The following is a 14,925-nucleotide window of genomic DNA, read 5'->3' as shown; positions in this document are numbered from 1 at the left end:
AGTCAGGTGGTGGGGCCGCGTGCCTGCCGCATCGCGGTGAGGCGGGACACGTACGGGGCGGGCGGCTTGCGCATGCGCCGGTGCCCGCGCCGTCCCGCGCCGCCGGAGACGTCTTCCCCGTGATCCACCCCGTTGTCGTGCCGGGTGAAGTCCCGCACTCGGCCCATGCGCAAGCCGCCCAGTACAGGCACGGCGGCGAGGTCATCACGCGACGGGCGCCGGCATCGAGCAGGCGGAGGCGGGTCCGCCGGAGTACCGGTACGCGTAGCGGTCCGGGGCCACGGCGTCGGCTCGGAGCGCGTCGAACGCGCTGCCGGCAAAGAGGGTCGCTCTACGGCCACCTGACGGTCCTGGCCCGGACGGCCGCGCAGGGGCCGCAATCCCCCGCAGGGGTGACCCGACCTGATCGAACGAGTTTCAGCGACGACACTCCAGAGGCCCCATGGCCTGAGCCCTCCATGAGAACTTGTGTTCGCAGAATGTCCTCCGATCCGGCCGTTACGGGTCCGGATCCACCGCGTTTTTAGAGCATCAGTGCCACATCGACGCCCAGACGGAGGAACGCCATGCACCCCGCCCCTTCCCCCTCGCAGCAGCCTCCTGAAATCGAACAGCGGCGCCCGGTGAACGCGAGCGGCCATGAGTGAGCCCACCGGTGCACCGGCCGACAGCGTCCCTGGACCGCGCCCCGTACCCTTAGCGCCCGCGCCCTCCGGAGCGGCTCCCGGGACGCAGATGCGTTACGTCGATCTCACCGGCAGCCGTGAGGCGGCCGGCCGGTCGATCCGGATGCGGGACATGGCCCGCCGGCTGCCGCAGCTGGTGCGCCGCTCACTGGCCCTGGCCTGGCGGGTCGACCGGCGGGCGACCGTCGGCCTCCTCCTGTGCCAGGTGGTCACCGGAGCGATGCAGGCCCTGGGCCTGGTCGCCATCGCGGGCACCCTGACGGCCCTGCTGCGCGACGGGGACGTCTACCACCGTCTCCTGGAGGCATGGCCGTCCGTCGCCCTGCTCGCCGGCGCCGCCGGAGTGCGGGCGCTCCTGGGCATCACCGTCAACTGGCTCTCCTCCAGGCTGGGTCCGCTGATGTCCCGCGAGGCGGAGCAGATGCTGCTCACCGGCTGCGCCGAGGTGGAGTTGTGCGCGTACGACGACCCCGACTTCAACCGTGACCGCGAGGCCGCCGACCGCGGTGCCCAGGTCACCGGCGACCTGATCAACGAGGGGCAGGACCTGATCGCCTCGGCCGCCGCCTTCCTCGCCGGGGCCGTGGTGCTCGCCGGTGTGCACTGGGTGCTTCTCCCCCTGCTCGTCGCGGCCAGCCTGCCGCAGGCCGTGGCCCAGGTCAGCGCCGCGCGCGTCCGCTACCTGGCCAACCTCCGCAGCAACGGCGACAACCGGATGCTGTCCGTGCTGCGGTGGCACATCTACACCAAGGACGCCGCCGACCAGATCCGCGCCGGGACCATGGCCGACTTCCTGTCCGGCCGGTACCGGGACACCGTCGCCCGCATCAACCGCGAGGACCGCGCCGCCGCCGATCAGGGCGCGCGGATGTCCCTGGCCGGCGCGGTGTGCGGAGGGCTGGGCTCGGCGGTGGTGTGGGCGGCGGTCGTGTGGCTGCTCGCGACCGGCCGGATCAGCGTCGGCCGGGCCGGTACGGCCGTCTTCGCCCTGCAGACCGTCGGCATGTCGGTCCGCGGTCTGGTGGCGGTCGGTGCACGGGCCGTGCGGACGGGGCTGTACATGGACGACTGGACCGGTTTCCTCGACAGGGCGGGCGGCTTCCGCATGCGCCGGGGCCCGCGCCGTCCCGCGCCGCCGGAGACGATCGAGGTCGCGTCGGTCACGCACCGCTACGCGGGCAAAGAGCACGACGCCCTGTCCGGGGTGTCCCTCACCCTGCGCCGGGGCGAGGTCACCGCGCTGGTGGGCTTCAACGGCTCCGGCAAGTCGACGCTGTCGAAGCTGGTCAGCGGACTCTACCTGCCCACCGAGGGGCAGGTGCTGTGGGACGGCGTCCCCACCACCGAGGCCGACCCGCGGGCCCTGTGGCGGCACGTCGCCCTCGTACCCCAGGACTACGCGCACTGGCCCCTGACCGTGCGCGAGAACGTCACCCAGGGGCAGCCCACCGCGCGCGGCGACGCGGCGGTCCGGGAGGCGTGCGAGGCGGCCGACGCCGACGAGGTGATCGACAAGCTGGGCGCGGGCCTGGACACCCTCCTGGCCCGGGAGTGGCTGAACGGCGAGGAGCTCAGCGGCGGCCAGTGGCAGCGCATCGCCCTGGCCAGGGCGTTCTTCCGCCCGGCCGGGCTGCTGGTCCTCGACGAGCCGACGGCCAACCTCGACCCCCGTGCCGAGTTCCGCATCTTCCAGCGGCTGCGGTCCCTGGCTCGGGACCGGGCGGTACTGCTGGTGACCCATCGCATCGCGAACGTGGCCGTCGCCGACCGCATCGTCGTGCTCGACACGGGCCGCGTCGTCCAGGAGGGCACGTACGCCGAGCTATCCGAACAGCCGGGTCCGTTCCGGGAGTTGCTCTCCTACCAGATCACCTCCGAGCCGGACGACGACAAGCACGAGGCGCCCGCGTGAGCCGCCCCGTCTGCTGCCCGCCGGAGACGTCCTGGACAAGGCGTCCTCCCGGCTGGTGTTCCGCCGGCCGGGCCGGGGCGGACGGCTGCCGGGCCCGGTCCGGCGCGGGGGCGCGGTCGCGGCGGCCCCGGGAGAAGCGTGACCGTCCGGCCGTGCGGACGTGGGGTGGAGCCGTGCGGACGGGATACTGCACCCGTCCGCACGGCTCCGGCCCCGACCGCACCCCGGCCGACACCGTAAGTACCCTTCGAACGGAGAGAGATGACCACGACATCCGCACCCGACGAACTCCCCGGTGTGGCGAAGCGCGAGGAGGCGTACGGGACGCTGCGTGCCTCGGCCGCGCTGTGGGCCGGCACCAGTGTGCTGATCACCAACCGGCGCGGCCAGGTGCTGCTCCAGCGGGTCAGCTACCGGCCCACCCGCCTACTGCCCGGCGGAGCCGTCGAGAAGGGCGAGTCACCGGCCCGGGGCGCCGCCCGCGAGCTGGAGGAGGAGCTCGGTATCGCGGCGACCGTGACCCGCGGGCTGGCCGTCGACTGGGTCTCCCCCAGCGGCCGGACGACGCACCCGGCCATGCGTTTCCCGGGCGAAGTGCTGCACGTCTTCGACGGGGGTGTCTGGGACGACGAACGCGTCGCGGCCATCCGGCCCGCCCCGGGTGAGATCGACGGCGTCGAGTTCGCCGAACCCGCCGCCCTTCCCTCGTTGATGTCTCCCGACGACGCCCGCCGCGCCCTGTCCGCACTCCGCGCCCGCATCAACGGCGCCGGGCCCGTGCTCCTGGAGGACGGGCTCCCGATCGCCCCCACCGTCCTCGACCGGGTCGGCGCCCTGCGCACCGCCCGGGCCTGTCACCACCTGCCCTTCCACCCCGGCCCCGTGCCCGCCGGCCTCACGGTCCGCCAGTCCTGGGTCTGGGCCTTCGCCCCGGACGGGCGCGTCCTCGTGCTTTTCGGACCGGGCACCGGCGCGTCCTGTCTCCCCGGCGGTACGCCGGAACCGGAGGACGGCGGCGATCCGCTGGCGACTGCCGTCCGGGAATGCCGCGAGGAGGCCGCCGCTGAGCTCGGTGACACCCGCTACCTCGGGTATCTGTCCGACCCGTCCGGCGCCCGCGCGAGGGTCCGTTACGCCGGCGCGCTCGCGAGTCTGGGCGAGGCCGCCGTCGATCCGGCCACCGGTCAGACGTACGTACGCGTGCTGGCCACCCCGGAGCAGGCTCTGGAGTTCTTCGACTGGGGGCCGTCCGAGTCGGCCGCCCAGCTCGCGGCCGCCCACCGGGGCCGCGTCATGCTCGGCATCCCCGAGGCCGTTCACCCCCAGCCCGTCACCGAGATCACGCGCCCCACCACCTGGTAGCGCTCCTCTCTGCCGAAGGGGCATCCGATGACCAGCGCTCCCGCGCCTCCTTCAGGGACAGCCCGGACCGGGCACTGCCGGTGCCGCCCCATCACGTACCGGGTGCTCAGTGACCCGATCGATCCGCACCTGTGCTCGTGCCCGCACGAGACGCGCGTCTCCGACACGGTCATGGTCACCGGCTTGAGCCTCACCGACCGCGGCGGCACCGACCCGGTCGGACCCTCCTACCGGCAGGAGGCCGTTCCCTGGACGACCATCACCTCGCCCCGCAGCCGTTCCGTCAGGCCCGTCTGCGTCGCCGGCTTTCCGGAGGTGTTCGCCGAGTACGAGCGCCGAGCGCCTGGGCGTCGGCCGCGTGCTGTCCGTCATGGCCGATGACGCGGCCCGGGCCGGACTCCAGGACGAACGACCCGCCCAGTGAGATCCGTACGGCGTTCTCAGGACGCGCTCCTTCCGAGGCGCCGACGGGGCGAGTGGAGCGGCCTTTCCCCGCCCCGGAATCGGGAGGGGAAAGGCCGCCGGGGTCAGCAGGGGCGGATGTGGAAGACGGGGGTCCAGGAGGCGGTGCCGGTGCCCTTGGCCACGTGGGACCAGCGTTCGCTGCCGTCGCTGTTGTAGAAGCGGGCGCGGGTGCCCGATGTCTGGTTGTTGTTGAAGGTGCCGTCGCCGACGCCGTTGAAGTCGTAGTAGCCGCAGTAGTAGTAGTCGTAGTTGTAGCCGCGCCCGTCCGTGATGCACAGGTGCCCGTTGGCGCAGGCCAGGGCCGTTCCCGGCGAGGCCAGATTGCGGGTTTCGGCCTGTCCGGGGACCGGGAGCGTGACGGTGCCGCCCTGGGTGGCGAGGGAGTTCGCGGAGGTCTGCCGGGCCTGGGGCTCCTGGGCGCGTACCGCGTCGACCTGTCGCTGGAGTTCCCCGGCCTGCCGGTCGGTGAGGCCGGCGGCCCGCGCCTGCGCGGCGTAGCTCTGCTGACCGCTCGGGGCGGGGGTCGTGGCGTGGGCGGACAGGGCGGGACCGGCGATCAGGGCCGCGGCGGCGGCGATCAGTCCGGCGGAACGGCGGAACGAGACACGCTTCAAGGTCTTCTCCTCGGGTTGGCCGTGCGCCTCTTTGAGGTGCACGGCCAGCCTTTCCAACTGAGCGCCGTTTCAAGGGACATAGCGGAGATGTTCACCGTTAAGTGGTGCAGATGCCTTTTTTCGCACGGGCAAGAATCCACCGAGCGTCTGTGTCAGTCCCGGCCGACGGCCTACGCCAGCACCCATCGGGGCGCGTGACCGGGCACCTTCGGGCAGACGAAGACGTGCAGATCGCGGTCCCGGCCGAAGCGGAGCCGCGTGGGTCGTGTGACGGAGACACCGCCCCGGATCGACGCCTTGCCCTTCAGCAGCGGGTCCCGGTCCTCCCGTGGCGCCCAGCTGTGCGAGCCGCCGTCCGTCTCGCAGCCGTCAGCCGTCAGCAGGAGCTCCATGGGCATGCCGCAGGGCGCACAGGTGACGGCCATCGGGCCCGTCGACGCCCAGCTGGGGTAGCCGCCGACACGCCAGCCGGGAGGAATCGACAGGTCGTACTGGTAGTTCGGGGCATCGGATCCGTGCTCCGCCGCCTGCGCGTCGTCCCATGCGTCGATGCGTGCGATCAGGGACGGGGGCAGCGTGTCGTCCTCGGCCCAGGGGTACGTGTCCACTTCCTCCGGGTGCAGGACACAGGGTTCGGGAAGTTCGTCCTCCCACCGCAGGAGGGGCGTCCGGGGTGGCGCGGCGAGGAAGTGTTCCGCCCGCTCCGTCCGTGCGGCCTGTCGTCGCCGCAGGTGGTAGCGGCGCTCCATGTACGGGCCGTGGGTGAACGGGCAGCGGAAGAGCTGCACCAGGTCCGCTCCGTCAGGCCCGCAGGCGAGTCCCGGAATGTCGCGGCGGAAGAGCTGGGCCAGCCCCATGAAGGGCGCCGGGCCGCCGTCCGCAGCGGTCTCCTCGGTGGGCCACGGCCTGCTCGGCGGCCATGCCCCCGCGGCCCGGGCGCCGCGGATCTCCTCCGGCGCGTACCCCTCGGTCTCACGCCGGTGCGGCTCACGGCAGAGCGGCCAGGGCTCGTCCGCCGGCCACAGCATCGGCCCGCCGATATGGCTGTCGCGTATGCCGGGCCGCCCCGGTCTGGGGTGCAGCCGTGTCGTCCGGGCCCGGTAGGGGGCCAGTTCCGGGAACACGGCTTCCACGGAGACCGGTCTGGCCGGCGTGGTCCTCGTCATGTCCGGTCGGCTTCGCGCGGGAACGCGCGGGCGCCCCGGAGCCGCGGGTTCGCCGCCCGGTGTACCGGCTCGGCGCCCGGAAAGCCGCTGCCGCCGATGATCAGGACAGTCATGCCGCCTCACGCTACAGGCGGACGCCGTTCCGTCGAAGCGGCGCTGCGCCCCGCTCGGTACGCCGTCACCCGGCTTCCGGGGCGTCGTCCCCCGCACCGGCGCGCACCTGACGGGTGCGGCCGCGCCAGGACACGGTCAGCCGACGGTCACCCAGGTCGCGGCAGCCAGCGTGAGCGGAACGGGGCACGCCACCGCGCACAGCAGCAGCGCACGCCGGGGCGGAGCCATGCGGCGCACCGGCGGAACGAAGGCCAGGGCGGCCAGCAGAGCGGCCCCGCCGGCCAGGCACGCCGCGTACGTCGCGAGAAACCCGCCGGCCGGCGTCCCGGAAGCCGCTCCCCAGACGGAGACCATCCACACCAGGAAGGTCAGCCACGCCACCGATATGGCCGTGGCGGCGCCGAGCAGGGCCGCCGCCACGGCAACTCCGGGCCGCACAGCGGAGGTCGACGGGGCAGGTCCCCACGGGGCCGGGGGCTTGGCTTGGGTCCGCGTATTCATGCCGCGATGATCGCCCGTAGCCGCCGCGCCCTCATGAGCCTCGCTACTCAGCCGTACGCATCGACGTACTCAGCCCCGCTTCACCCAACTCGCCCGCTTGGCGGCTCGGTTCAGCCGGTCGGCAGCGTCGGCAGGTACCGGGGCGCGCGCCGGCCGTCCAGCCGGTGTTCCACCGCCGCGCCCAGGGAGAGCAGGTCGGCGTCCTGGTGGTTGCCCGCCATGAGGAGCAGCCCGACCGGCAGTTCGCCCACGAAGCCGGCCGGCACCGACAGGGACGGGTATCCGGCGACGGCGGCGGGAGTCGACGACGGGATCACGTCGTTGTCACCCCGGCCGCAATCGGTGGTCCAGGCGGGCGGGTTCGCCGGGGAGGCGATCGCGTCCAGGCCGTGCTCGGCCATGACCTCGTCGATGGAGCGGCGGGACAGGATCGCCAACTCCGCTCGCATCGCGAGGTATTCCGGATCGGTTGTGGGCGGTGCGGTGAGGGCCTGCTCGAAGAGTTCCTGCCCGGCGAAGCAGGTCTGCTCCTGCGGGTGGGTCCGGTTGAAGGCGATCAGTTCGGCCAGGTCGCGCGGCCCCTTCCTGGTCGCGAGGTACGCGTCGATGTCCCGGTGGAACTCGCTGAGCAGGGCCGGGAATTCGAGTTCGGCCAGGCGCTCCTGGTACGGCAGGTCCACCTCCACGATCTCGGCGCCCGCCGCTCGCAGCCGCTCGGCGGTGCGCGTCATGAGGGCGTCGACCTCGGTGCCGAGCAGCGGCAGCCGCCACAGCCCGATCCGCTTGCCGCGCAGTGCGCCGGGGCGGACCGCCGCTTCCGCGAGGCCGGAAGCGGGCTCACCGCCGCTGAGGACCGACAGGGTGAGCGCGGTGTCGACCACGTTCCGCGCCATGGGGCCGGCGGTGTCCTGTTCGGCGGAGATCGGGACGACGCCCGACTGACTCACCACGCCGAGGCTCGGCTTGAGGCCGACGACGGCGTTCATCCCGGCGGGGCAGACGATGGAGCCGTCCGTCTCGGTGCCGATCGCCACCTGTGCCAGCGAGGCGGCGAGGGCGGCGGCCGATCCGGCGGACGAACCGCAGGGGTTGCGGTCGAGGACGTACGGGTTGCGGGTCTGGCCGCCCACCGCCGACCAGCCCGATGTGGGCTTCGCCGCACGGAAGTTGGCCCACTCGGACAGATTGGCCTTGCCGAGGATCACCGCGCCGCCCGCCCGCAGCTTGGCGACGAGCTCCGCATCGGTCGCCGGCGGCTTGCCGGTGAGGGCGAGGGACCCGGCGGTCGTCGGCATGTCGCGGGTGTTCACGTTGTCCTTGAGCAGGACGGGGATGCCGTCGAGCGGGCCGCGCGTCCGGCCGAGGCGGTGCCGGATGTCACTGGCCACCGCCTGCCCCAGGGCCGTGGGACTGGTGTGCAGGACCGCGTTGATCCTCGGGTCGACGGCCTTGATCCGCCGCAGGTAGGCAAGGGTCAGCCGGACCGAGGACAACGACCCGCGGGCCATGCGGGCCTGCAGTTCGGGGATGGTGACCGTGTCGAGGTCGATGCCGCCGACCAGCGTGGACTCGGCGGATCGCGCCGTGCCGTTGGGGCGGGACTGAGCGGCTGCCTGCGGACCGGGCGCCACCGCGATCAACGGGGCCACGACCAGGATCGCGGTCAGGGCCGCCATGCTTCTCGTCTTCATGGCGGACACCCCACTACACGCGGCCGTGCGGCACAAGAGGCCCTCGCCTCGCCCCGTGGCGATGTCTCAGAACAGCCGCCCGGCGAGCAGTTCGGAGCGGGTCAGCTCCAGCAGCCGGCCCATCCAGTTCCGCCCCCGGTCGTCGGGGACGTCCCGCCAGAAGGGTGAGTCCGCGAAGCCGGTGTAGCTGATCCTGGCGTCCCCGGTGGAGAGGAGGACCCGGGCGAGGTCGGGGTGCTGGGTGAACTTCGCGCGGAGGAGTCCGGCCATGACCGCGAGCCGGACGTCGGACCAGTCGCTCCGGCGCGGCGCCCGCCCGCCCAGCTCCTGCGCCTCCCTGCCGGAGGCCGCGTCCCGGATCGCGCTCCGGTCGGAGGCCTCGGCCGCCGACAGGGCCCAGTACCCGTGCTGGACGGAGGCGTAGGAGTCGCCGGCGAACTCGACGGGTGCGGGAAAGTCGTTGCGGAGCACGAACAGCCCCGGCTCGTCCGGCCATCCCTGCGGGTAGACGGTTTCGCTGGAGACGAGCGGCGGCCGGCCGGGTTCCGCCGGGTCGTCCGCGTGCTGGGCCGCTCGCCGCTCCCCTTCGTCCTGGACGGCCTTGTTCACGCGGGCGAAGTAGTCCAGGACGCTCTGGTGCATCTCGGCCGTGACCACCGGGCCGTCGCCGTCGACGGCCTCGCCGGTCTCCGTGAACAGGATGCGCAGAGGACGGTCCTGGCGGTCCATGTCGCCGAGGACGTAGATCCGCAGGTGCGCGGGCACCGCCAGGTAGGCCGCGCGGAGAAGTTCCCGGTTCGGCTCGGTCGGCTGCCGCTCGTACCGCCTGATCGCATCCCAGCAGCGCTGCCCGGAAGTCGGCCGCCCGTTGAGTGCTTCGACACGGTCGGCGACTTCCAGGAGGAAGCCCTTCGGTGTCAGCGGTTCGCCGGACCGGGACTCCCACTTCGACGGCGGGTCGGGAAGCGGTGGCGCCTCCGGATCGGTCGCCGTCCAACGGCCCTCCGCCAACTTCCTCGCGAGGCCGGCAAGGTCGGTATGTTCGCCGCAGGTGATCCTTCCGTCGGCGAAGACGACCAGGTCGTCGAGGTAGTACCCGCCACCCATCTGGTTCCGCCGCCAGATGTGGCACCAGGCTCCGTCGATTCTTTCCCCGTCCACCATCCGGTACGTCGGTCCCCGCCATGTCATGGACGCACGCTATCGCGTCCGACGCGCACGTGGATCCGGCGCCGGGGCGCCCGCTCCCCGCACGGCGATACGGCCGGCCCCGGCCCGGGCGCCGCCGCACACCATTTAGCTACCTTGACATAGGTATCCCTGGATACCTATGCTCGCCGGCGTGAGTCAGAACAGCGCGTCCGCGCAGAGCGTCAGCCAGGTGGCCTCCGGCCTCGTGGCGTGCCTGCCCGCGCTGTCCCGTGCCCTGGACCGGCGCGTCGGCCAGGAGTTCGCCGCCCCCAAGCCGCCGGAGGCGCAGCTCGCTCTGCTGCGGCATGTCGAGGCGCACGAGGGTGTCACGGTGCGCAAGGCCGCCGAGTCGTTGCTGATGAAGCCCAACAACGTCAGTGCGCTCGTCACGCAGCTCACCGAGCAAGGACTCCTCGAGCGGCGACAGGACGTGGCCGACAAGCGGGTCGCACACCTGTATCTCACCGCGAAGGCGCGGCGGGAGGTGGCCGAGGTGCACCGGCTGATGAGCGCGCACATCGCGGGCGCGCTGCGGACCATGACCGACGGCGATCTGAAGGCCCTCGGCGCCGCCCTCGGGACGCTGAACTCACTCGCCGAGCGGCTGCACTCCGACCAGTAGGCCGTCCGTACGGCCGGTTTCCAGGGGTGTGCTGTGTCGTGCACACCCCTCTTCGCGCTGCCGTCCCGTCTCGCGGCGGCCGCCACCGTCTCTCCGCGCGTGCGTACCGGCACGCGCCCCTCCGAAGGACTGAACCGTCGTGCCCTCCGAAGTTCTCAGCTCCCCCGCGCCCCTGGCCGGGTCCCCCGCCGAGCCACGTCCGGGTGGCGTGCGCGCCAACCCGTGGCTGACCCTGATCGCCGTCGCCTTCGGGCTGTTCATGGTCGGTCTCGACGGCTCGGTCGTCTCCATCGCCAACCCCGAGATCGGCCGGGACCTCGGTGCCACCACCGCCGATCTGCAGTGGGTGACCAACTCCTACCTGCTGGCCCTGGCAGCCGCGCTGATCCTCGGCGGCAAGCTGGGGGACCGGTTCGGACGCCGCACCTTCTACCTGATCGGCGTCGCGGGCTTCACCGCCGCGTCCGTCGCCATCGGCCTGTCGGGCTCCATCGAGGGGGTCATCGCCTTCCGGGCGGTGCAGGGCTTCTTCGGCGCGCTGCTGATGCCCAACACGCTCGGGATGCTGCGCGCCGTCTTCCCGCCGCGGAAGTTCGGCATCGCGGTCGGTATCTGGGCCATGGTCTCCTCCGTCTCCACGGCGCTCGGACCCATCGTGGGCGGCCTGTTGGTCGAGCACGTGAACTGGGAGTCGGTCTTCTACATCAACGCCCCGATCGGCGTCGCGGCCCTCGTCTTCAGCATCCTCGTCCTGCCCCAGACCCGTAACGCGGCCGCCGCGCGCGAGAAGTTCGACCTGCCGGGCGTCGTGCTGCTGGCCGTCGGCCTGCTCGCCGTGGTGTTCGGTGTCGTCAAGGGCGAGACGTGGGGGTGGACGTCGGGCAGCACGCTCGGGGCCATCGGGGCCGGCGTGGCGGTGCTGCTGCTGTTCGGCTGGTACGAGACGCGGTCGGCGCACCCGCTGCTTCCGATGCGGCTGTTCCGCAACCCGGCGCTGTCCATCGGGACCGTCATCACCGCGCTGAACTTCTTCATCCTGCTCGGTGTGATCTTCTTCGTCATGCTCTACCTGCAGAACGTGCGCGGCTTCACGCCGGTCCAGGCGGGTGTACGGACCCTGCCGCTCAGTCTCGCCTCGGTCGTCGCCTCTCCCCTGGGCGCCGTGCTCACCCAGCGGTTCGGTCCGCGCCTGACGATGCCGCTCGGCATGGCTCTGCAGGCCGCCGCCTGCTTCGTGATGCTCGGCTGGACCGCCGCATCCTCGTACTCCGCGCTGTGGCCGCCGTTCGTCGCACTGGGTCTGGGCGTCGGTATGGTCATGGCCTCCTCCTCCGACGCCATCGTGGGCAACGCGCCGGTCGAGGACGGCGGTGTCGCGGGCGGCCTGCAAGCCACCGCCCTGCAGATCGGCGGCGCCCTGGGGACCTCCGTGCTGGTGTCGCTCATCAGCAGCCGCGTCGGCTCCACTCTCACCGGTGAACTCACCTCGGCGGGCGTACCCGCGCCCGACGCCCAGGGCTTCGCCGCTGCCAAGGACGCGGTCTCCATGGGCGTCGCCCCGGTCTCGGCTCGCATGCCGGAGCAGCTGAAGGACGCGGTGGCCGAGGGCAGCCACCAGGCGTTCATGAACGGAGTGCACACCGCCGCGCTCGTCTCCGCCGTCCTGGCCGTCATCGGCATGCTCCTGGCGGTCACCGGCGTCCGGCGGGCGCCCGAGGAGGGCCGGGACCAGGTGGCGGCCGATGGATGACCGCATGAGCTAATGGGCTGATGAGCGACGACACGTACGACGTCACCGGCCGGGCGGCCGGCGAGCCCGCTCCGCGGACGCCGGCGCGGGTGGTCCGCCGGCGCCTGCGCGTGGTGCTGGCCGAGGACTCCGTCGTTCTCCGGGACGGCTTGGCCGAGTTGCTCGGCGCACGCGGGTGCGAGGTGGTGGCCACCGCGGGGACGGCGCCGGGCCTGATCGACGCGGTGGCCGAACACCGGCCCGACGTGGCCGTGGTGGACATCCGGATGCCGCCCACCCGGACCGATGAAGGCATTCGTGCCGCGGTGGAGATCCGCGCCTCCACGCCCGAGGTCGGCATCCTGGTGTTCTCGCAGCACGTCGAGACCGCCTGGGCTTCGCGGTTGCTGGCGGGCGGAGCGGCGGGGGTCGGATACGTGTTGAAGGAGCGGGTCGCCCGTACCTCCGAGTTCGTGGACGCGCTGCACCGGGTCGCGGACGGGGGCACGGCCCTCGACCCGGAGATCGTCACGCAGCTGATGCGGGGTGGGCGGCGCAGCCGGGTGGACGCCCTGACGCCCCGTGAGCGCGAGGTGCTGGAGCTGATGGCCCAGGGGCACTCCAACCGTTCGATCGCCGCACAGCTCGTGGTGTCGGAGCGGGCGGTGGAGAAACATGTCGCCGCCGTCTTCGGCAAGTTCGGTCTGCTGGCGACGGGCACCGACAACCGCCGGGTGAAGGCCGTCCTCGCCTACCTCGCGGAGACCGGGAGCCGGCCGGACGTCACAGACGGGACGGCAGTTCGGCCGTGACCACGGTCGGTCCGCCCGGCGGGCTGTCGATCCGCAGCTCGCCGTCCACCGCCGCGAGCCGTTCGGCCAGGCCCGTCAGCCCCGTCCCGGCACCGGGCGTGGCGCCGCCCCGGCCGTCGTCCCCGACGGACAGGCGGATGCGGTCCCGGGTCCGGCCGGCCGTGAGCTCGGCCGAGTGGGCGCCGCTGTGCTTGGCGACGTTGGTGAGGAGTTCGGCGGCGCAGAAGTAGAGGGCCCGTTCGATCGCGGGGTCCGGGCGTTCTGTCAGGTCGAGGCGGAGGGTGACCGGCACGGGCGAGGTGGCGGCGAGTCCCGGCAGCGCCTCGCCGAGGCCCCCTTCCAGCGCCACCGGGTGGATGCCCCGGGTGAGCCGTCGCAGCTCGGACACGGTCTCGTCGGTCTGCTTACGGGCGCGCTCGAGGAGGGCGCGCAGCCGTACGAGCTCCGGGGCGGGGGCGGGGGCGGGGGCGGGCGGGAGCTCGTCCTCGGCCAGCGAGAGGGTGATGGCCAGGGCGACCAGCCGGGCCTGGGTGCCGTCGTGCAGGTCGCGCTCCAGGCGGCGCAGTTCGTCGGTGCTCTGGGCCAGCAGGGTGGCGCGGGCGGTCTCCAGTTCCCGTACGCGCCGCTGGGTGCGGGCCGGGCCGAGGAGGAGCCGGGCGAGCCGGCGGTTCGCCCCGCTCAGCGCCCGGATCCCAGGAGGCACCGTGCACAGGATCGCCAGGCCCGCCGGCACGGCCGCGGCATCCAGCGGGCCGGCCGGGTGCGGCCCCGGTTCGAGCAGCCGGACCCAGAGCGGAAAGCCGGCCAGCCAGCCGCAGCCGAGGGGGAGGACCAAGGCGGCGGCGAACCCGAGCAGCCCCAGCGGCAGCCGCAGCAGCAGATAGAGCAGTGCCCGCCAGGCGGCCGGGTCGGTCAGCGCGAGGCGTGTCCGGGCGACCGGGCCCGCCACGCGGGGCGGCCGGGCCGGCGCCTCGATGTGCTCACCGAGCCACCGGCCGACCAGTCGCCGGTGCAGCGTGCCGAGCCCGCGGGCGCCCTGCAGCGCGACGGCGACGAACGGCAGGCCGAACACGGTGAGGGAGAGCAGCGTCCCCGCGTAGAGGACGGTCAGTGCGTAGGCCCCGCCGAGCAGGGCCGGCGGCAGTCCCGCGACGGCGAAGGCCCACTCACCGCCGCGGACCGACAGGAATCGCCGCTGCTCAGCCACGCGCGGCTCCGGGTCCCCGCAGGGCGGCGCGCTCGAACCGGGTGGCGCCGTGCCGAGGACGGCCGGCCCGCCGCCGTACTCAGTCACCGTCGGTGCCCGCCAGTTCCGTGGCCGGGCCGCGTACGGCCCAGAACCCCGTGGCCACGACGGCTGGGACGGTCAGCGCCGCGGCGCCCGTGCCGATCCACCAGCAGCCGGCCACCGGGAGGTGCGGCATCGGCGACCCGCTCACCGCCGTGCTGAACGCCGACGCGGCGGCGCCCGCGACGGCCGCGCCGAGCAGGACGCCCACCGCCGTGGTCAGCAGGGCCTCGGCGGTCAGCATGCGCAGCAGTTGCCCGCGGGTGGCTCCGGTCAGCCGCAGCAGCGCGCATTCACGGCGGCGTTCCGCGGTCACGGCGACCAGGGTGTTGACCGTCGAGACGGCGGCGAAGCAGACGAGCAGGGCGAGCTCTGTCCGGCGCAGCCAGACGTCCGTGTCGGACGTGACGCCGGACGCCGCTGTCCCGGCGGCGTGCTCCGCGGTACTTGTCATGATCAGCATGGTGCCCGACAGGCCCACGAGCAGTGCCACCGGGACCACTGCGGACGACAGCCGCCGGGCGTACCCCCGCAGGTTGGCGTCGGCCAGCCATCCAGCGGCGGGTGCCGTCGCCCGTAGCGGTGCGCCCAGCACGGCCGCGAGGACACGCGCCGCGAACGGTCCCGCCAGCGCGGTCGCGACCAGCAGCACCAGCGCGCCGAGCAGTGCCGCCTGGCCCGCCTCGTCGACCTGCCCGGCCGGCCGTGTCGCGGCCAGCCTCAGCAGGAAGCCGCCGCCCGTCAGTACGGCCAGCGCGGCGAGCAGACGCGG

At 73.3% G+C, this 14,925-nt stretch carries 13 protein-coding genes; 5 read left to right on the top strand and 8 right to left on the bottom strand.

The window, feature by feature from the left end:
- Positions 1-2: 2 nt before the first annotated feature.
- Entirely contained in the window at positions 3-173 is a 171-nt protein-coding gene (locus tag G3I41_RS23310; RefSeq protein WP_164402338.1) for a hypothetical protein, read from the bottom strand.
- A gap of 562 nt (positions 174-735) precedes the next feature.
- On the opposite strand from G3I41_RS23310, the gene G3I41_RS23305 reads away from it, so the two are divergent.
- Positions 736-2,598 carry an ABC transporter ATP-binding protein gene (locus tag G3I41_RS23305; RefSeq protein ID WP_164402337.1) on the top strand — a complete coding sequence of 621 codons (1,863 nt, stop codon included), beginning with the start codon at positions 736-738 and terminating at the stop codon, positions 2,596-2,598.
- Between the two features lie 261 nt (positions 2,599-2,859).
- Positions 2,860-3,960: an NUDIX domain-containing protein gene (locus tag G3I41_RS23300; RefSeq protein ID WP_164402336.1), complete on the top strand. Its 1,101-nt coding sequence runs from the start codon at positions 2,860-2,862 to the stop codon at positions 3,958-3,960.
- 527 nt (positions 3,961-4,487) lie between these two features.
- On the opposite strand, the gene G3I41_RS23295 is transcribed toward G3I41_RS23300, so the two are convergent.
- The 5 genes from G3I41_RS23295 to G3I41_RS23275 all read right to left on the bottom strand — a co-directional run bounded on the left by G3I41_RS23295 (position 4,488) and on the right by G3I41_RS23275 (position 9,702).
- Entirely contained in the window at positions 4,488-5,039 is a 552-nt protein-coding gene (locus G3I41_RS23295) for a hypothetical protein (protein ID WP_239081793.1), read from the bottom strand.
- Positions 5,040-5,209: 170 nt separating this feature from the next.
- Positions 5,210-6,205 carry a hypothetical protein gene (locus G3I41_RS23290; RefSeq protein ID WP_164402334.1) on the bottom strand — a complete coding sequence of 332 codons (996 nt, stop codon included), beginning with the start codon at positions 6,203-6,205 and terminating at the stop codon, positions 5,210-5,212.
- A gap of 249 nt (positions 6,206-6,454) precedes the next feature.
- Positions 6,455-6,739, bottom strand: coding sequence for a hypothetical protein (locus tag G3I41_RS23285; protein WP_164402333.1), 285 nt, complete (start codon positions 6,737-6,739; stop codon positions 6,455-6,457).
- Positions 6,740-6,930: 191 nt separating this feature from the next.
- Positions 6,931-8,511: an amidase family protein gene (locus G3I41_RS23280; protein ID WP_164402332.1), complete on the bottom strand. Its 1,581-nt coding sequence runs from the start codon at positions 8,509-8,511 to the stop codon at positions 6,931-6,933.
- 66 nt (positions 8,512-8,577) lie between these two features.
- The gene (locus G3I41_RS23275) at positions 8,578-9,702 is read right to left on the bottom strand and encodes an NADAR family protein (RefSeq protein WP_239081791.1); all 1,125 of its coding nucleotides are present in this window, start codon (positions 9,700-9,702) and stop codon (positions 8,578-8,580) included.
- Between the two features lie 151 nt (positions 9,703-9,853).
- Here G3I41_RS23275 and G3I41_RS23270 point away from each other — a divergent pair, with 151 nt between their 5' ends.
- The 3 genes from G3I41_RS23270 (at position 9,854) to G3I41_RS23260 (ending at position 12,865) form a co-directional block, all read left to right on the top strand.
- Positions 9,854-10,324, top strand: a complete 471-nt coding sequence (locus G3I41_RS23270) for a MarR family winged helix-turn-helix transcriptional regulator (protein ID WP_343242213.1) — start codon at positions 9,854-9,856, stop codon at positions 10,322-10,324.
- Between the two features lie 139 nt (positions 10,325-10,463).
- On the top strand, positions 10,464-12,074 hold the full coding sequence (locus G3I41_RS23265) for a DHA2 family efflux MFS transporter permease subunit (RefSeq protein WP_164402330.1): 1,611 nt from the start codon (positions 10,464-10,466) through the stop codon (positions 12,072-12,074).
- Between the two features lie 89 nt (positions 12,075-12,163).
- On the top strand, positions 12,164-12,865 hold the full coding sequence (locus G3I41_RS23260) for a response regulator transcription factor (protein WP_164402404.1): 702 nt from the start codon (positions 12,164-12,166) through the stop codon (positions 12,863-12,865).
- Here G3I41_RS23260 and G3I41_RS23255 read toward each other — a convergent pair.
- Both G3I41_RS23255 and G3I41_RS23250 read right to left on the bottom strand, forming a co-directional pair.
- Positions 12,837-14,072 carry a sensor histidine kinase gene (locus G3I41_RS23255; protein WP_164402329.1) on the bottom strand — a complete coding sequence of 412 codons (1,236 nt, stop codon included), beginning with the start codon at positions 14,070-14,072 and terminating at the stop codon, positions 12,837-12,839. The genes G3I41_RS23260 and G3I41_RS23255 overlap by 29 nt on opposite strands.
- Positions 14,073-14,151: 79 nt before the next feature.
- Positions 14,152-14,925: FtsX-like permease family protein (locus G3I41_RS23250; protein ID WP_164402328.1), on the bottom strand; the 774-nt coding region annotated here is incomplete at its 5' end.

Source organism: Streptomyces sp. SID9727, assembly GCF_010550605.1.
GTDB lineage: Bacteria > Actinomycetota > Actinomycetes > Streptomycetales > Streptomycetaceae > Streptomyces.
Note: the sequence above shows the minus strand (reverse complement) of the source record. Positions and strands in the feature narration are given on the sequence as shown.